Source organism: Brucella pseudogrignonensis, assembly GCF_002252525.1.
GTDB lineage: Bacteria > Pseudomonadota > Alphaproteobacteria > Rhizobiales > Rhizobiaceae > Brucella > Brucella pseudogrignonensis.
In genome coordinates, this window is the sequence record NZ_NNRM01000015.1 from 43,394 (window position 1) to 62,205 (window position 18,812).

Consider the following 18,812-nt stretch of genomic DNA (forward strand, 5'->3'; position numbering starts at 1 on the left):
CCATGCGCTTGGCCAATATCCTTCAACTCGGCGTCAAGGAGCTACGCGGTCTCGCCCGGGACCCTATGCTTGTCGTCCTTATCCTCTATGCCTTCACCCTGTCGATCTACACGGCCTCGACCTCGATGCCCGAGACGCTCAACAAGGCAGCCATCGCCGTCGTCGACGAGGACCAGTCGCCTGTCTCCTCCCGGATCCTGACCGCGTTCTATCCGCCTTATTTTTCCATTCCCAAGATCATATCGCAGCATGAGATGGACAGTCGCATGGATGCGGGGCTCGACACCTTCGCCCTCGACATTCCCCCGAATTTCCAGCGTGATCTGCTTGCCGGTCGAACGCCGACGATCCAGCTCAATGTCGACGCCACCCGCATGTCGCAGGCCTTCAGCGGCGGCGGCTATATCCAGTCCATCGTTTCCAGCGAAGTCAACGAGTATCTCGACCGCTACCGTGGAACCACCGAGGTTCCTGTGGATCTCGCTCTGCGTTCTCGCTTCAACCAGGAGCTCAACAAGGGTTGGTTCGGCGCCATTTCCAATGTGATCTCATCGATCACGATGCTTTCGATCGTGCTCACGGGCGCGGCGCTCATACGTGAACGCGAGCATGGCACCATCGAGCATCTTCTCGTGATGCCGGTGACGCCGACAGAGATCATGCTGAGCAAAATATGGTCGATGGGGCTGGTCGTGCTTGTTGCCTGCGCCGTGTCGATCGTGTTCGTCGTGCAGGGGGTTCTTCAGGTGCCGATCCAGGGTTCCGTCGGCCTTTTTCTGGCGGGTGCAGCGTTGCAGCTCATCGCCACCACATGCATGGGAATTTTCCTTGCCACCATCGCCGGCTCGATGCCGCAGTTCGGCCTGCTGCTGATGCTGGTCCTGCTTCCTCTTCAGGTCCTTTCGGGCGGCCTCACACCGCGCGAAAGCATGCCGCAGATCATTCAGGACATCATGCTCGCGGCGCCAAACACCCACTTCGTGATCCTTGCACAATCGATCCTGTTTCGCGGCGCGGGCCTCGATGTGGTCTGGCCACAGCTGCTGGCTCTCGTGCTGATCGGCGCGGCGCTCTTTGTGTTTGCGCTCCGCCGCTTCCGAACCTTCTTGCAATAAGTGAGGCCGCGGTGATCCGCGCAGCCTTATCCAGGTAATCGATCGAAATACAGCAGCGATTTATTCGAACGGGAGGTTTGTCGTCATGCAAGGACTTATGAAAGCTGCAATTGTTCATGAATTCGGAAAGCCACTGTTGATCGAAAACGTTCCGATACCCGTACCCGGCCCGGGCGAACTGCTGGTGAAAGTGGCCGCCTGTGGCGTGTGCCACACCGATCTGCATGCCGCCTCCGGCGACTGGCCGGTCAAGCCATCCCTGCCCTTCATTCCCGGCCATGAGGTAGCAGGCACCGTCGCGGCACTCGGTCCAGGTGTCACGGACTTTGTAATCGGCGATGCCGTCGGCATCGCATGGCTCCATGACGCCTGCATGCGGTGCGAACATTGCGAAACCGGCTGGGAGACGCTTTGCAAGCATCAACACAATACGGGCTACAGCTGCGATGGAGGCTTCGCGGAATACGCGATTGCCAATGCTGCATTCGCCGCAAGACTGCCTGACGACGTTGATTTCGCGGCGGTCGCGCCTATTCTCTGCGCCGGGGTCACGACTTACAAAGGGCTCAAGGAAACCGAAGCGCGACCCGGGCAATGGGTCGCAATCTCCGGCATCGGCGGCCTGGGCCAGGTAGCCATCCAATACGCCAAAGCAATGGGACTGAAGGTCGTTGCACTGGATTTGGCGTCTGAGAAGCTCACATTGGCCAGAAGAACCGGAGCCGATCTGGCGCTTGACGCGCGGTCCCCGGACGCCATCGCCGAGGCCCTCGAAGCAACAGGCGGCGGAGCACACGGAGTGCTCGTCACCGCGGTATCGCCTCCGGCGTTCTCGCAGGCGCTCCAGCTCGTTCGACGAAAAGGCACCGTTGCTTTGGTCGGATTGCCGCCAGGCGAATTCGCGACCCCTATTTTCGATGTCGTCCTGAAGCGCATAACCGTGCGGGGCTCAATCGTCGGCACGCGCCGGGATCTTGACGAGGCCATCGCCTTTTTTGCCGAAGGCAAAATCAAGGCTCAGGTCACGCCGGCGCCGCTTGAGGACATCAACCGGATATTTCAGGAGCTGAAAGCCGGCCGCGTCGACGGCCGTGTGGTTCTCGACATGACAGGCAAGGCAGCCTGATCAGTTTGGCGCTGCGGTTTTTGAAAAGGGGTTAGACATGATCACATCCGACATCATGACGCGGGACGTTGCCACGATCAGTGTGGATGCTCATGTGCGTCACGCTGTTTCAGTCATGCTGGAGCGTGGCGTCAGCGGTCTGCCGGTGACGGATAGCGACGGAAAGCTCGTTGGGATCATTACGGAAGGCGATCTGATGTCCCGCAAGGAGATCGGAAGGTCTTTGCTCGATCGGCAGGACCATCCGATGACCGATGAGAACGATCTTAAAAATTACATTCATTGCAACAGCTGGCGCGTTGGTGATGTCATGTCCCCGGAAGTTGTGACAGTAGCTGATACCACCTCCTTGGCGACGGTGACCGAGATGATGCTGAGCCGCAACATCAAGCGTATTCCGGTAACGTCCGACCGTGCGGTTATCGGGATCGTCAGCCGCCGCGACCTTTTAAAGGCGACCTCCTTTTCGGGTATCGAACACATTGCGCGTGGAGACGAAGGTATCAGGCTTGCAGCTTCGGCGCGTATCCGCAATGACCTCGGATTTGATCCGGAAAGGCTGAAGATCGACGTGCACGGCGGGACGGTCGCGGTCACCGGAGTACATTTGACAGATCTTCAACTCCGGGCCGTGAAATGTGTCATCGAGGGCATACCGGGTGCGAGCTTCTCCGGCAAACCGACTTGATATTGTCTTCGCCCAAACCGATGTTGATCGATATCTACGCTTGGCATCCGGTATACCTTACCTGACTGCGCCGGATATCGAAGCGCGGCTCCTTTCCCAGAATTCGGTCAGCAAGCAGACAATGCAGCGCGAGATCGTTGACCGACGCCTTGGTTGAACACAACAGCCCAGGAATCAGCCTTCGGGAAAGTGCCATAGCGTTGAATTCTACTAGTCATCATCTGTTGACTCAGATCAATTCCCTGGCCTAGAAAATAAGCAATGGTCACTTTGGCTCGATGGAGAAGCCTTTCTCTGTTCCGGAGCATTCGCTTGCGGTCAGATGCCAGCTTAGCTTGTCAACTATTTCCTGGGAGGGGGTATGAGCACTGTTTCTGAAGCACCGGAGGAACGACGTTTTCAGTTCCCAACCGCATTCACCATCCTCTTTGGCTTGATCGTTCTAGTCGCCGCACTCACATGGATCATACCGGCCGGGCAGTACGACCGTGTTCAGAATGCGGCCCTGAACAAGCAAGTGCCCGTCGCCGGGACCTATGCGGTCGCTGAGCCGGCGCCGCAGGGGATAGTCGACATCATCATGGCGCCAATCCGCGGGTTCTACGACCCCGCAGCCGGCACCGCAAACGCCATCGATGTCGCTCTTTTCGTCCTGGTGATTGGCGGGTTCATCGGGGTCGTCACCTCGACAGGCGCGATAAATGCCGGAATCGAGCGCGCTATGGCCAAGCTCAAGGGACGGGAAAAGTGGATGATCCCGTTCCTGATGGCGCTGTTTGCCTTCGGCGGCACCACCTATGGAATGGCCGAAGAAACGCTCGCTTTCTATATGCTGCTGATCCCGATTATGATCGCCGCGCGATATGACGCGGTTACCGCCGTCGCCATCATCCTCCTTGGAGCAGGCGTTGGTGTCTTGGGGTCCACGGTCAACGCATTTGCCACCGTTATCGCCTCTGACGCGGCCGGCGTGCCGTTCACGCAAGGGCTGGTTTTGCGCGTCGTCATTCTCGGGCTGAGCTGGCTCGCCTGCGTTGCCTACGTCATGCGGTATGCGGAACGGGTTCGGCTCGATCCGAGCAAATCGCTCGTCTACGACATGAAAGCCGACAACGAGAAGCTTTTCCTCAGCGCTCATCACGAGGGGACGATCGACTTCACCCTGGTACACAAGGTCGTGCTTGCGGTCTTCGGCATCACCTTCGTGGTGATGATCTGGGGTGTGCTCAAGGGCGGCTGGTGGATGGGCGAGATGAGCGGTCTCTTCCTCGCCTCCGCCATTGTCATAGGCGTCATTGCGCGAACGGGTGAGAAGAACTTCACGGATGCCTTCGTTAACGGAGCACGCGACCTTCTCGGTGTTGCCCTGATCATAGGTCTGGCGCGCGGCATCGTTGTCATCATGGATGAGGGCAAGATTACCGACACCATACTGCATTGGGCCGAAGGTTCGGTCGCAGGCCTCGGCAAGGTCGCCTTTATCAACGTGATGTACTGGCTTCAGATCCTGCTGTCGTTCTTCGTGCCGTCGTCGTCGGGTCTTGCAGTCCTGTCGATGCCGATCATGGCCCCGGTCGCCGATTTTGCCGGCGTGGGCCGCGATCTGGTGGTCACTGCCTATCAGTCGGCGAATGGCATCGTGAATCTCATTAATCCGACCTTCGCCGTGGTCATGGGTGCGCTCGCCATAGGTCGCATCCCATACGAACGGTGGCTGCGCTTCATGTGGCCGCTTCTCGTGATCCTCACCGTCATCATCATGGCGAGCCTCAGCATCGCCGCCATCATCGTCTGAAGGAGATTGTCATGCCCCACGCCTACGGAGTCCATTCCGAGGTCGGCAAGCTTCGGCGCGTTCTGGTCCATCGACCTGGGGCAGCGCTTGCCCGGCTCACCCCGTCGAATTGCCACGAACTGCTCTTCGACGACGTCATCTGGGTCAAGCAGGCCCGCGTCGAGCATCTGACCTTCGTGGACGCCATGCGCCATCGCGGCGTCGAGGTCGTGTTTCTGCGCGAGATGCTGGTAGAAACGCTACAGATTCCCGAGGCTCGCCGATGGCTTCTTGAACGGCGGGTCAATGACGACACGGTTGGCGTCGGCTTCGCCGATGATCTCAGGGCGCATCTGATGGAGATCGAGGCGGACGCCCTTTCCCTGATCCTGCTGGGCGGACTGAGCAAGACGGAGTTACCGATCAAAAGCGCCGGCCTTCTCGCCGAAACGCTGCGGCCGGAGGATTTTGTCCTGCCGCCGCTTCCCAATCACCTCTTTACCCGTGACACGACCTGCTGGATCTATGGCGGCGTCACGCTCAATCCGATGCGCTGGAACGCGCGCAAGCTCGAGACCGTCAACATCGCCGCCATCTATCGCTTCCACCCGGATTTCCGCGACATGGGCTTCCCGGTCTGGTGGGGCGATCCCGACAAGGACCACGGCCTTGCCACTCTCGAGGGGGGCGACGTCATGCCGATCGGCAACGGAACGGTTCTTGTGGGCATGGGCGAGCGGACGACACCACAGGCCGTCGGTCAGCTCGCGCGGTCGCTGTTCGCACAGGGCGGCGCGGAAAGAGTGATCGCCTGCAAACTGCCTATCGAGCGCGCCTCCATGCACCTCGACACCGTCTTCAGCTTCTGCGACCGCGATCTCGTGACGCTGTTTGCGGATGTCGCCCACAAGATCGAGCCCTATTCCATTCGTCCGGGCGAGCGCGAAGGCACGATCGATGTACGCAAGGAAGAGCGGCCGCTCGTAGAGGTCGCGGCCGAGGTGCTGGGGCTGAAGCAGTTGCGCGTGGTCGAGACGGGCGGCGATGCCTATGTCGCTGAACGCGAGCAATGGGATGACGGCAACAACGTCGTGGCGCTCGAGCCTGGCGTCGTCGTCGCTTACGACCGCAACACCTACACCAACACCCAACTGCGCAAGGCAGGCGTAGAGGTCATCACCGTGCCGGGCGCCGAACTCGGCCGCGGCAGGGGTGGCGGTCATTGCATGACGTGCCCCCTCATCCGGGATCCGGTTTAAAGGAGGTCTATCATGCCCGTTAACCTGAGAGGTCGCAGTGTCCTGAAGCTGCTCGATTTCACGCCGGACGAGATCCGTTTCCTGCTCAAACTGTCAGCTTCGCTCAAGCAGGCGAAATATGGCGGCTACGAGGAGCAACGCCTGAAAGGCAAGAACGTCGCGCTGATCTTCGAGAAGGATTCGACGCGCACACGCACGGGTTTCGAGGTGGCCGCCTATGACCAGGGCGCCCACGTTACCTATCTCGGGCCAACCGGCACCCAGATCGGCAAGAAGGAGTCGATGAAGGATACCGCCCGCGTTCTCGGGCGGATGTATGACGGCATCGAGTATCGCGGCTTCGGACAGGAACAGGCGGAAACCTTGGCGGCCTATGCCGGCGTTCCGGTCTACAACGGACTGACCGACGAGTTCCATCCGACGCAGATTCTCGCCGATTTCCTGACCATGCGGGAATACACGCGCAAGCACCTGTCCCAGGTAAGTTTCGCCTTCCTCGGTGACGCCGGAAACAACATGGGCAACTCGCTGCTGGCAGGCGCCGCGCAGATCGGCATGGATGTGCGCCTCGGCGCGCCGAAAGCCTGCTGGCCTGAGGACCATTTGGTGCGTCAGTGCCAGGAGATCGCAGCCAGGACCGGTGCGAAGATCGCCCTGACCGAAGATCCTTACGAGGCCGTCAACGGCTGCGATTTCGTCTACACCGATGTGTGGGTGTCAATGGGGGAGCCGGACTCGGTCTGGAAGGAACGCATTGAACTGCTCACACCCTATCGTGTCACCGCTGGCATCATGGCGGCGACGGGCAATCCGCATGCGAAATTCATGCACTGCCTGCCCGCGTTCCACAATCGCGAGACCGAGGTCGGCGAGAAGATCTTCCAGCAATACGGCATCGACAGCATGGAAGTGACCGAAGAGGTCTTCGAGTCCGAAGCGTCCATCGTCTTCGACCAGGCGGAAAACCGAATGCACACGATCAAGGCCCTGCTGGTCGCAACCTTGGGGTCGTGACATGAGGGTCGTGATAGCACTGGGCGGCAATGCGCTCCTCAAGCGCGGCGAGCCAATGACGGCCGATGCGCAACGCACCAACGTTCGCAAGGCGGCCGCAGCGATGGCCGATCTGGCGCGCGACCATGACATCGTGGTCGCCCATGGAAACGGACCACAGGTCGGTCTCCTCGCCTTACAGGCGGCGGCCTACAAAGACGTCGACCCCTATCCGCTCGATGTCCTGGGTGCAGAGAGCGTCGGCATGATCGGCTATCTGGTCGAGCAGGAGCTGACCAATGCGATGCCTGCGGGTTCAAGGATCGCGACACTGCTGACCCAGATAGAGGTGGACCGGGACGATCCCGCCTTCGCTCGCGCGGAAAAGCCGATAGGTCCGGTCTACACGCAGAACGAGGCGCTAAAGGCGAAAGAGGCACATGGCTGGCCTGTGGTAGAAGAAGCGCAGGGCCGCTGGCGCCGGGTCGTCCCGTCACCACTACCTCAGCATATTACCCAGATCGAGACGATCAGGCTCCTTGTCGAGGCTGGCGTCACTGTCATCTGCGCCGGCGGTGGAGGTATCCCGGTCATGCGCGAAGCCGATGGGACGCTTCGGGGACTGGAAGCGGTGATCGACAAGGACAGAGCAGCCGGGCTTCTCGCCAAGGCGCTCGGGGCCGACGCTTTCCTGATGCTGACCGACGTGGACGCTGTTTATGAGGGGTGGGGAACGGTCGATAGGCGGCCGATCCGCAAAGTAACGCCTGCCGAGTTGACCAGCGACGTGTTCGCGGCCGGGTCCATGCGACCGAAAGTCGAAGCGGCGTGCGATTTTGCGAACGCGGGCGGGATTGCTGGAATAGGCCGGCTTGAAGATGCGCGCGGGATTCTGGAAGGGCGGCAAGGCACGTTGGTGACGCTTCAGGCGATCAATCAAGCGAGCTGATATCGCAAGTATTCATTGGCGGCGTTTCGACAGGCCCGCTCTTGCGTTTGCGTCGCACAATATATGCGTACGGCCGTGTTCTGCATTACTGAGGAGTGAGATGTGCTGGATTCTGAAACTGCGATAGCTGGGCTTGACCAGGCGGTCGCACTGGTCGTGCCGCGGGAAATGCGGGAAGCCTTGTTCATTGCTGCCGCTCACGCATGGAATACCGGCGAGGTCACCTTCGACCACGACCTTGCCATGGCGGTCGACGCTGTGGCGGAGATCCTCGCCCTTCCGCGCAAGGAAGTCATCGACTTGATGATACAGGAATGGCTCCACGCCTCGGAGGGCTTCGTTTCAGTCGAAGACCGGCCGGATATCATATTTCGGCCTTCGCACATTCGTTCTGCCGAACAGGGCATGCCTACGGGCGTCCCTCCCATTGATAGCTGACGACCGAGCGCTCCGCGAACTGAAGGTGAGGACGGCATGGAGAACATGCCCCCCGAGACATATACTTTTCGCAACGGATTTCTCGGCCCGTTGCGACAGGTCACAGGAGCGCGCCATTCAGTTGGCTCTTCAGTGGCAGGCGCGTCTGACGGTGGTTCATGTGATCGAAGACGAAGACGACTTCCTTGAGCAGCCTGAGATGAGCTCTGTTCCGCGCGCCGTTTCGCGCAACGCTATACGCCTGCGTGAAGAGCTTACAGGTATTGATGGGCTCATAAGCGCCGTCGTCGTCAGACGAGGCCGTCCACTCGTCGAGATCAAGGAGATCGCTTTATGGGATAAAGCTGATCTGATCGTCACGGGAATATCGCGCAACGAAACCGATGGTCGGTCCTTATTGGGCAGCACGACGACGTCTCTATTGCGAGAGAGCGGACTGCCCGTGCTTGTGGTGAAAAAGAAGTCGGTCGATACAGGCGACCGGATTGTCGTAGCGACAGATGTTTCCCCGGCTGCGTCTGCCGTGCTCGAAACCACTGTCAGGTTCTTCCGACCTGAAACCCTTATTCTGTTCCATGCATTCGATCCTCCGTTCAAGAACTGGGTCGAGAACAAAGAGGCTTATAGTCACCAGTTCTCAAAAGATATCGCCCAACGAGCCAGAGACACCCTGGATCAATCTCTGATGACAGGCGGAGCTTGCCAGGTTCAAGTCGTCACGCTGGAGGGCGATCCAGCGGGGCAACTGGCTGAATATGTCGACGATAACGATATTGATCTGGTGATTGCCGGCACAGAAAGCAGGAGCACGATCCTGAACCTGTTTATCGACAGTGTGGCAGGCAATATTCTCCATGAGGTCCAGTGTGACATCATGATCGTTCCTAGCCATGCTCATCTTTGAAGCATACCGCAGGCATCGAACCTGAGAAGATCCACGTCGTGCTCCGCGGGCACGGTTTCGATAGTGAGAAGCCGAGCCCAAGGAGCCGTTGGATATCCGGCAAGGGCTTATAGTCATGTGGATTCCTCGCCGTGGACCGTCAGGGGGTGGAACGCGAGCTATCGGGGCGTCATGCGAAGCCTGTTACGATCATTAGTTTCTCTATCGAAGATGCCCTAGTGCCACCGGCTGTCTCAGGCGGCAACGAAGTCCCGCTTCTTGTTGTAACGTCGGGTGATCCACTTCCGGATTTCGCTGAACCAAAGGACGCTGCTGCTCATCGCAAGGCAGAGCAACCATTGATCAAGTGACAAAGGCACCGTTCCGAACGCGGCGTTGAGAAAGCTCACATTGACGACTGCTATCTGCAGGACAACAGACAAGCCGACCGCCGCCCAAAGCCACCTGTTCGCGAACAAATAGCTGAACGCGCTGCTGGATTCTGATCGGGCGCTGAAGCAATTGAACAGTTGGGAGAAAACCAACACGGTGAACCCCGCCGTGCGTGCTCGTTCCAGGCTCTGAGACCCTTCGATGAGCCCGCCGGGCAGATAGAAATCCATGGTCAGAAGCGCTGCCAGCGCCATCACCAGGCCGAGCGCGATAACGCTCCGCCACATTTGCGCGTCGATTGCGTGCTCGTTGGATTTGCGAGGCGGTCGCGCCATCACGTCGTCCGTTTCCGGATCGATACCCATGGCAAGAGCAGGGCCGGAGTCCGTGATCAGATTGATCCAAAGGATTTGAGTTGCCAGCAGCGGAAGAACCAGTTCGCCACCGCCGGCGTCAGCCAATCCTATCATGCCCGCTCCGATGACGCCGAGGAAGACGGTCAGCACCTCGCCCATATTGGAAGACAAGAGATAGCGCAGGAATTTGCGTATATTGTCGAAGATTCCGCGTCCTTCCTGCACGGCGTCGACGATCGTGGCGAAATTGTCGTCGGCCAGCACCATATTGGCCGCTTCCTTGGTAACTTCCGTCCCGTTGATTCCCATTGCGATGCCGATATCCGCCGCCTTCAACGCCGGCGCGTCGTTGACGCCGTCGCCCGTCATCGCCACGACATTGCCATCGGCCTGCAGAGCATCGACGATGCGCAGCTTGTGCACGGGAGCGACGCGGGCATAGACCGAAATCGTGCGAACTGCCGCCGCGAACGCGGCATCGTCCATTGCGTCGAGATCGGCCCCGGTCAAAGCCTTCGCGCCGCGATCGACGATGCCAAGCAAAGCGGCTATGCGCGATGCCGTACGCGGATGGTCGCCGGTGATCATCATCACGCGTATTCCGGCCCGGCGGGCTTTCGATATGGCGACGGCCGCTTCTTGCCGAGGCGGATCGATGATCCCGACCGTGCCGACAAAGATCAGATCATGTTCAAGGTCTTCGCCCTCCTCCGTGTCTTCGCCATCGGCCAGCGGCCGATAGGCGACCGACAGAGTGCGCAAGGCGTCGTCGGAGAGCCGTTCAACTTCGGCGGCGGCATGCGCGCGCTGTCCGGCGTCGAATGGAACGACATCCATACCGATCCGTACATGCGTACAACGAGCCATCAGAACATCCGGTGCTCCCTTGGTAACGAGAATCCGCTCGCTGCCATGCTCATGGTCGATCTCGATGGTCGACATCATCTTGCGGTCTGAACTGAACGGAATTTCGTTGATGCGTTCGAAGCGTCGCCTGCGGCGGTCGTCAATTTCGAGCTTACGCTCGGCAACCAGAAAAGCGGCCTCAGTGGGATCGCCCTGAATTTCCCAGACTCCGTTCTCCGCCTGGCGCAGGGCAGCATTGCCAGCCAGACTGCCGCCGCTCAGAACCACGATCTGCTCGGCGCGCAGAGGCCCCTTGAAACCTCCACCGCCCTCAACTTCCAGATTGCCGACAGGCGCATACCCGACGCCAGTGACACGGCTGCTGCCGGACGCCGTTACGATGCGCTCGACCGTCATTTCGGATCGGGTCAGCGTTCCTGTCTTGTCCGAACAGATGACGGAAGCCGAGCCGAGCGTCTCGACCGACGAGAGCGTCTTGACCACGGCTTTTCGTCCCGCCATGCGTTGGACGCCAAGCGCGAGCACCAGGGACAATATGGCGGGGAGGCCTTCCGGGACTGCGGCGACGGCCAGCGAAACGCCCATCAGCAAAACGGAAATTACGTCGGAAGGGCCGTGGATGTCGGAAACCAAAAGCACTGTCGCGACCACGACGATGGCGATGGCGACAACGGCAATCCCGAGCGCGCGGCCGACCCGGGCGACCTCCTTCTGCAAGGGTGTCGTTTCCTCCTTGCTGGCGTCCAGCATCTGCGCAATGGTGCCGATTTCGGTCCGCATTGCGGTTCCGGTGACAATTGCACGACCAGTTCCCTGAACCACCGCGGTCCCTTTGAACACCATGCAGAAACGCTCGGCCAGCGGGGCAGGATGATGCAGAATGGCTGCATCCTTGAGGATGGCCTCGCTTTCGCCGGTGAGCGAGGCTTCCTGCACGCGAAGGCTTGCTGCGCTAAGCAACCTTGCATCGGCTCCGACGGCGTCACCCTCCTCAAGCAGCAGGATGTCGCCCGGCACAAGCTCGGCGCAGGGAATGCGGATTCGCTCGCCGTCCCTCAGAACGGAGGAGGTAACGGCGGTCATTCGCGCCAGCGCGGCCACGGCATCAGCAGCTCTTGTTTCCTGCACGAAGCCAAGAGCTGCATTCGCCAGGACCACCATGGCTATCACGACTGCGTCGATAGGCCAGCCCGCATGCCCGTCAATAGCCCATGCCGCGAGGGCGATAATAATTGCTCCGAGCAGCAGATACACGAGTGGATCCCGGAACTGGGAAAGCAGGCGCTGCCAGATAGGAATCGGCGGCACCGCACGCAGTTCGTTGGGACCATTTTCTGCCAGCCGGCGTGCTGCTTCCGTTCTTGTCAGACCGCGCTGGGCGTCACTGGCGAGTTTGTCTACGACTTCCTCCGCGACGCGGAGCGAGTAGTCATCCGGTGTCTGCGGGGCGCGACCGCAGGGATTTCCGTCGCCCTTCATTCAGCAGTCCCTTCTGTGATCTCTCCATGTCTCGTTTCCAGGCAGGCACCAACCAATTGATCAGCGGGCCTGCTGGGGAGACATCGACCTCATGCCCACAAGGAGCGTTTTAGCCCATCCGAGTGGGGAAGAATGTCATCGAGACAGGTGACGACCTGTCATCAAGCCGCACAAGTGGCTACACGAATGATCCGCCCCGGCTTGGAAGCGATGCAAGGTAAGGCACCGAACAGTATCAGCATTCTCCGGTTCCTGAGATGATTTCGTCAGCGTTAAGGCCACGTCCAGTCCCGGATTTCGGGCATATCTTCTCCATGTTCATACACATACGCCTTGTGCAGGACGAGCTTCTCCTGGAGTGCTGCAACGATCTCCGCTCCCTTCTCCTTCAGGACGGGAAGACGCTCGATCGCCTCGATGGCCAGATGAAACCGGTCCAACTCGTTGAGGACGGCCATATCGAAGGGCGTCGTCGTGGTCCCCTCTTCGATAAAGCCGCGCACATGGAAATTTGGATGGTTGGCGCGTTTGTAGACAAGGCGATGGATAAGGTAAGAATAGCCGTGATACGCAAAGACCACCGGTCGGTCGCGTGTGAAGATGCTGTCGAACTTCTCGTTAGAAATACCATGCGGGTGGTGTTGCGGCGATTGCAGCGCCATCAGGTCCACGACGTTCACGACTCGGATGCGCAGATGTGGCAGAGCCTGCCGCAAGAGGTCGACAGCGGCGAGCGTTTCCATGGTCGGCACGTCGCCGGCGCAGGCCATCACGATGTCTGGCTCCAATCCGTCCTCGGTTCCAGCCCAGTCCCATATTCCAAGGCCCGCCTCGCAGTGCTGCTCGGCCTCCGTCATGGTCAACCATTGAGGCGCGGGCTGTTTGCCAGCGACAATGACATTCACCCGATCCCACGTCTTGAGGCAATGATCGCCGACCCACAACAGGGTATTCGCATCCGGGGGCAGATAGACGCGGACGATGTCGGCGCTTTTGTTTGCAACGAGATCGATGAAGCCGGGATCCTGATGGCTGAACCCGTTATGATCCTGCCGCCATACATGAGAAGTCAGAAGATAGTTTAGCGAGGAGATCGGCTTGCGCCATTCCAGTTCGCGCGAAACCTTCAGCCATTTGGCGTGCTGGCTGAACATGGAGTCCACAATGTGGATGAACGCCTCGTAGCAAGAGAAGAACCCATGGCGGCCAGTGAGCAGGTAGCCTTCAAGCCATCCCTGGCACAGATGCTCGGACAGTACTTCCATAACGCGCCCGTCGGGCGACAGATGATCGTCAGTTTCGAGCGTTTCGGCCATCCAGACCCGGTCCGTCGCTTCGAACACGCTGCCGAGCCGGTTGGAAGCCGTCTCGTCCGGCCCGAACACACGGAAGTTCCGCTCGTCATCGTTGAGCCGTAGGACGTCGCGTAGATAATCGCCGAGAACTTTCGTCGCCTGCGCTTCCGCCGCGCCGGGCCGGCCGACCTCCACGGCATAGCTGCGGAAGTCGGGTGTACGCAGTTCCTTGCGCAGAAGGCCGCCGTTGGCATGCGGATTGGCGCCCATGCGCCGCGGACCCTTGGGTGCCAAGGCCTTGAGCTCTGCCTTCAGTGCGCCCCTTTCATCGAACAAGTCCTCCGGGCCGTAGCTCCGCAGCCATTCCTCGAGGATAGCGCGGTGTCCTTCGTCCTCGCGGCAATTCGCGACCGGCACTTGATGAGAGCGCCAGTGGTTCTCCACCATCTTGCCGTCCACGACCTTAGGTCCTGTCCAGCCCTTGGGGCTGCGCAGAATGATCATAGGCCACTGCGGGCGCACCGATGACGAGGATGCCTTCCCTCGGATCGCAGCGAGCCGATCGAAGACAGTGTCGAACACTCCGGCCATCTGCTGGTGCATTTCAGCGGGCTCGCTACCCTCGACAAAGAACGGCTCATAGCCGTAGCCGATGAAAAGATGCTGCAACTCGTCGTCGGAAAGCCGCGCAAGAACGGTGGGGTTGGCGATCTTGTAGCCGTTGAGGTGCAGGATGGGCAGAACCATTCCGTCACGGGCCGGATTGACAAATTTGTTAGAATGCCATGCGGCCGCGAGCGGTCCGGTTTCTGCCTCGCCGTCGCCTACCACGCAAGCCACCACCAAATCGGGATTGTCTAGCGCGGCGCCGTAGGCATGAACCAGCGCATAACCCAGCTCACCGCCTTCATGGATCGAGCCTGGCGTCTCCGGCGCAACGTGGCTCGGAACGCCGCCTGGAAATGAGAATTGCTTGAACAGCCGTCTCATTCCGGGCTCATCATCACCTATCTCGGGATAGGTTTCGGAATAGACGCCTTCCAGCCAGGTATTCGCAACCATGCCGGGGCCACCGTGCCCAGGCCCGCAGACATAGAGGATGTCCGCGTCGCGCTCGGTGATGATCCGATTCAAATGCGCATAGATGAAGTTGAGCCCCGGGGTCGTTCCCCAATGCCCAAGGAGGCGCGGTTTGACATGCTCCGGTTTCAGCGGTTCGCGGAGTAACGGATTGTCCATCAGATAAATCTGGCCAACGGATAAATAATTGGCCGCACGCCAGTAGCGATCGATTAGCGATAATTTTCTGGTATCAAGCGACATAATGTTCCTTGTTGCATCCACGTTGCTAAGCGCGAGATCGTGTTGGGACTTAAGAACTGGAAGCGATCTGCGCAAATATCACTGGCGATACAACTCGCGAGTGAACGACTGACCGCACGGTATATTTCTAACACCCAATGGTCAACGACTGATGACGATAGCTGATGCTGCGGGTATGTCACCTGATATTTGCATCGCGCTCCGGCGTCGAAATCAACAGGATCGGTTGTTCGGAGGCGGTTAGTCGGTCCCTCCTTCGCACCAATGCCCCTTAGGTTTCATTCCCTGAGAGCAGCCTTCCCGGTCGCCAGAAAGAGGCTGGAAATCATCTCGGCGGCGGCGCTGATGAACAGAGGTCCCCGCTAGCCTGAGAAATAGCCGAAGACCCATTGGCGCGGAGCATCGATAACTCGTGATAAACTGATGCAGGGCCGCTGAAACTATGGTGATTTAACCCGACGGACGTCTTCAGTTTCCACGATTCTGACGATCTGAATGTCCTCCTTTGCTGATTTCGTTTTCCCCCTCAAGGCAAACAGCAAGGTCACCTATGCCCTCTCGCACCGCGCTACCGCCAGCGAGATCTCGTCGAGCGCTTTTCCAATCGCATCAAAAGCTTTGGACGAATCGCAACCAAGCACGACAGGCACGCACAAAACCGCCTCGCCGCGATCAAGCTCGTAGGAGGTCGTAGCTGGTGTCAAACGTAACGGGTCGACGGATTACCCTGTTAACTCCGCCGAAATGTTCGTTGATCCGCCTCGATCCGCGATCCCGGATCGACGGCGCCCGATGCGCAAGCGGTCATTGTTTTGAACGCTATTGACAAGCCGAACCCGATTTACATATGGTTCGCGCACTGTCATCAGCTGATGATTGAGTCGTCATCTACCGATGATAAAGAACGGCATCTAATTGATCGTAACTATAGTTTAAAGTTGTTCTTAGAATCTGGAGTCATGCATGAGCATCAAGGCGATTAATATTGAAACATATTCCGAACTACGGCGAGTAATACAAGTCTTATGGGCTTAATTAAATATAGAACTTTTGTTCCCGGCTCGCTACCCTTAGCGCTGCAGACTTAGGTCTGTCTCTGGCCCGTTTGGAGGAGCTTGTGGGCATTCCCTCATCCGGACTGGTACATGCCAGCCGCAGATTTCTGTCACGATCTCGACAAAAAGCAGGTTTGCTGGGAGCCAAATACAGGTCCAGCCAAAAGATCACGCGGCAGCTCGTCCCACATGCCTCGCCGCAGCATCCCATTTTCGGCTTCGCCGATGCGAGATGCAAGCGACTCCGCCGGGCGATCGAAGCGATGGTCTAAAATCCCGCCCCCGGGCAAATCAAAACCGAAGGAAGGTTTCCATGAGTGTCGACGTCGTGCCCCTTAAATTGCACAAAGCCAACCTTGAATTGCAGATTCAGATCAACCGCCTCCTCCAGGAGGGCGGCAAGCGGTGGGTCGATGTTGCTTCCCAGGCGAGCGCCGAAGGCATCGCCGAGGTCAAGGCCGAGATCGAAGGCCTTCGCAAAGCCGAGAACTGGCAAAGCCTCGCGACACTGCCAGGCGAATCGTTCTGGCGGCAGTTACAGCAGCGTGTCGGAGATACGCAAGAGCTTACCCAAGTGGCGATCAGCAATCAGGCGGCGTTCACCAGTGGCCTCCAGGAGGCGATCGAAACCTGGCAGAAAGCTGTCAGCGAGACTGTGGGCGGCGTGGGTTCGGCGCAACCGATCCGGGACATCTTCAAGCAGTGGGCCAACCTCTGGCCTGTTCCGGGCGTGAAGACTTCTGAAAAATCCGCTGGCGCGTGAACGATGTCGACTGAACCAAGGACTGCTTTGGTGACCGGTGGCATGGGAGGCCTGGGCGAGGCAATCGCCCGGGCTCTACACGACGCAGGCCACAAGGTGCTCGTGACCCATGCACGCGACGAGGGTTCCGCCCGCGAATGGCTATCCGCCGAGAAAGCCAAAGGCTACAGTTTCGTTTCCTACGACGTGAATGTCGCCGATTTCAAGTCATGTCTGCGCATGGCCGAGCGCATCGGCACCGACGGCCATCGGGTCGACATTCTCGTCAACAACGCGGGCATCACCCGCGACGCCACGTTCCGCAAGCTCGAGAAGGAAAACTGGGACGCGGTCCTGCGGGTCAATCTCGACTCGCTGTTCAACGTCACCAAGCCTCTCATCGACGGTATGCTCGAACGCGGCTGGGGGCGGATCATCAACATCTCATCGATCAACGGGAGCAAAGGCCAGTTCGGGCAAACTAACTACTCTGCCGCGAAGGCAGGTATCCATGGCTTCACCAAGGCGTTGGCTCAGGAAGTTGCCAGGAAGGGAATTACCGTCAACACGGTCTCGCCCGGCTATCTCGCCACCAAGATGGTGACAGCGGTCCCCGAGGATGTTCTCGCCAAGATCGTCGGCGCCATCCCGGTCGGGCGCCTCGGTGAACCCGACGAAATCGCGGCGCTCGTCGCCTTCATCGCAAGTGACGCCGCCGCCTACATGACCGGCAGCAACATCGCGATGAACGGCGGCCAGCACATGTACTGACGCCGCGCCGGCACGCACGGGGCGAAAGGTCCCGCGTCGTCCCGTGCGTGCCGGCGACTTAAGGAGTTGAGAATGACGAAGGACGTCGCCGTACTGGCAGCAACACGGACCGGCATCGGTGCCTTCCAGGGCAGCCTTGCCAACCTGCCGGCCTCCGATCTCGGTGCCGCGCTGATCCGCAGCGTGCTCGAGGAGACGGGAATCGCCCCCGAAGAAATCGATGAGGTCATTCTCGGGCAGGTCGTTTCGGCCGGAGGCGGACAGAATCCGGCGCGCCAGGCCGCCCTCAAGGCCGGCCTCCCCCATGCGGTGCCGGCACTCACGTTGAACAAGGTCTGCGGCTCGGGCCTGAAGGCGGTCCATCTTGCGGCTCAGGCGATCCGCGCCCGGGACGCCGATCTCGTTCTGGCCGGCGGCCAGGAGAACATGTCGCTTGCCCCCTATCTGCTGCCCAGGGCCCGCACGGGACTTCGGCTCGGCCATGCACAGATCGAGGACAGCCTGATCCGGGACGGTCTCTGGGACGCCTTCAACGATTGTCACATGGGCATCACGGCCGAGAACCTCGCGGAGCGCTATTCGATCACGCGTGAGGATCAGGATGCGTTTGCCGCCGCCTCGCAGAACAAGGCCGTCACCGCGAGCGCTTCCGGCCGTTTCCGCGACGAGATCACACCGATCACCATTCCACAGCGCAGGGGTGACCCGGTCGTTTTCGACACCGACGAGCAACCGCGCGCGGACACGACGGCAGAAGGACTCGCCAAGCTCAAGCCGCCCTTTAGGAAGGACGGCACGGTGACCGCTGGCAATGCCTCGACGATCAACGACGGCGCCGCCCTGCTCGTACTCGCCAGCGCGGCCAAGGCGAAGACCCTCGGGCTGCCCGTGCTGGGTTGGATCAGAGGATATTCCAGCGCCGGCGTAGATCCCGCCATCATGGGCATTGGCCCGGTCAGCGCCACGCAGCGCACGCTCAAGCGGGCCGGCTGGACCATCGGCGATCTCGATCTCATCGAGGCCAACGAGGCTTTCGCGGCACAGGCGCTGGCTGTGAACAAGGAGCTCGGCTGGGATACTTCGAAGGTCAACGTCAACGGCGGCGCGATCGCGCTCGGGCATCCCATCGGCGCCTCGGGGGCGCGCATCCTTGTGACGCTCATTCATGAGATGCAACGACGTGGCGCGCGGAAAGGTCTGGCGACGCTGTGCATCGGTGGTGGACAGGGCGTGGCTCTGGCGCTGGAGGCGAACTGAACCGTCAGGTTGAGGCGCGAGCCTTCGTCCTGTCCTTGTCAAATGGCGA

14 protein-coding genes and 1 pseudogene are annotated in these 18,812 nt (G+C 59.7%); 13 read left to right on the forward strand and 2 right to left on the reverse strand.

Features of this window, described 5'->3' with window-relative positions:
• Positions 1–2: 2 nt before the first annotated feature.
• From CEV34_RS05550 to CEV34_RS05595, 9 genes are all read left to right on the forward strand, one after another.
• On the forward strand, positions 3–1,115 hold the full coding sequence (locus CEV34_RS05550) for an ABC transporter permease (protein WP_009450506.1): 1,113 nt from the start codon (positions 3–5) through the stop codon (positions 1,113–1,115).
• 85 nt (positions 1,116–1,200) lie between these two features.
• The gene (adhP, locus tag CEV34_RS05555; protein ID WP_040672457.1) at positions 1,201–2,241 is read left to right on the forward strand and encodes an alcohol dehydrogenase AdhP; all 1,041 of its coding nucleotides are present in this window, start codon (positions 1,201–1,203) and stop codon (positions 2,239–2,241) included.
• Positions 2,242–2,278: 37 nt separating this feature from the next.
• Entirely contained in the window at positions 2,279–2,929 is a 651-nt protein-coding gene (locus tag CEV34_RS05560) for a CBS domain-containing protein (RefSeq protein ID WP_009450508.1), read from the forward strand.
• Positions 2,930–3,290: 361 nt separating this feature from the next.
• Positions 3,291–4,724, forward strand: coding sequence for a YfcC family protein (locus CEV34_RS05570; protein WP_009450511.1), 1,434 nt, complete (start codon positions 3,291–3,293; stop codon positions 4,722–4,724).
• Between the two features lie 11 nt (positions 4,725–4,735).
• A complete protein-coding gene (arcA, locus tag CEV34_RS05575; RefSeq protein WP_009450512.1) occupies positions 4,736–5,962 on the forward strand; it encodes an arginine deiminase in 1,227 nt (408 codons plus the stop codon).
• Between the two features lie 12 nt (positions 5,963–5,974).
• Positions 5,975–6,976, forward strand: coding sequence for an ornithine carbamoyltransferase (gene argF / locus CEV34_RS05580; protein ID WP_009450513.1), 1,002 nt, complete (start codon positions 5,975–5,977; stop codon positions 6,974–6,976).
• 1 nt (position 6,977) lies between these two features.
• On the forward strand, positions 6,978–7,904 hold the full coding sequence (gene arcC / locus CEV34_RS05585; protein WP_064332047.1) for a carbamate kinase: 927 nt from the start codon (positions 6,978–6,980) through the stop codon (positions 7,902–7,904).
• A gap of 102 nt (positions 7,905–8,006) precedes the next feature.
• Positions 8,007–8,342, forward strand: coding sequence for a hypothetical protein (locus tag CEV34_RS05590; protein ID WP_064332046.1), 336 nt, complete (start codon positions 8,007–8,009; stop codon positions 8,340–8,342).
• A gap of 25 nt (positions 8,343–8,367) precedes the next feature.
• Entirely contained in the window at positions 8,368–9,246 is an 879-nt protein-coding gene (locus tag CEV34_RS05595; RefSeq protein ID WP_234189395.1) for a universal stress protein, read from the forward strand.
• Positions 9,247–9,479: 233 nt separating this feature from the next.
• Here the strand turns inward: CEV34_RS05595 and CEV34_RS05600 are convergent, their stop codons facing one another.
• Both CEV34_RS05600 and CEV34_RS05605 read right to left on the reverse strand, forming a co-directional pair.
• Positions 9,480–12,320, reverse strand: coding sequence for a cation-translocating P-type ATPase (locus CEV34_RS05600; protein ID WP_064332045.1), 2,841 nt, complete (start codon positions 12,318–12,320; stop codon positions 9,480–9,482).
• A gap of 272 nt (positions 12,321–12,592) precedes the next feature.
• Positions 12,593–14,938 (reverse strand): phosphoketolase family protein, encoded by a 2,346-nt coding sequence (locus tag CEV34_RS05605; protein WP_064332044.1) that lies wholly within the window; start codon positions 14,936–14,938, stop codon positions 12,593–12,595.
• A gap of 566 nt (positions 14,939–15,504) precedes the next feature.
• Here CEV34_RS05605 and CEV34_RS27285 point away from each other — a divergent pair.
• The 4 genes and pseudogenes from CEV34_RS27285 to CEV34_RS05625 all read left to right on the forward strand — a co-directional run.
• A pseudogene (locus tag CEV34_RS27285) lies at positions 15,505–15,648 on the forward strand (IS5/IS1182 family transposase); the annotation flags it as partial.
• A gap of 658 nt (positions 15,649–16,306) precedes the next feature.
• Positions 16,307–16,756 carry a phasin family protein gene (locus CEV34_RS05615; RefSeq protein ID WP_064332043.1) on the forward strand — a complete coding sequence of 150 codons (450 nt, stop codon included), beginning with the start codon at positions 16,307–16,309 and terminating at the stop codon, positions 16,754–16,756.
• A gap of 3 nt (positions 16,757–16,759) precedes the next feature.
• Positions 16,760–17,506, forward strand: a complete 747-nt coding sequence (phbB, locus tag CEV34_RS05620; RefSeq protein WP_064332042.1) for an acetoacetyl-CoA reductase — start codon at positions 16,760–16,762, stop codon at positions 17,504–17,506.
• Positions 17,507–17,578: 72 nt separating this feature from the next.
• Positions 17,579–18,763, forward strand: coding sequence for an acetyl-CoA C-acetyltransferase (locus tag CEV34_RS05625; protein ID WP_064332041.1), 1,185 nt, complete (start codon positions 17,579–17,581; stop codon positions 18,761–18,763).
• Positions 18,764–18,812: the final 49 nt, after the last annotated feature.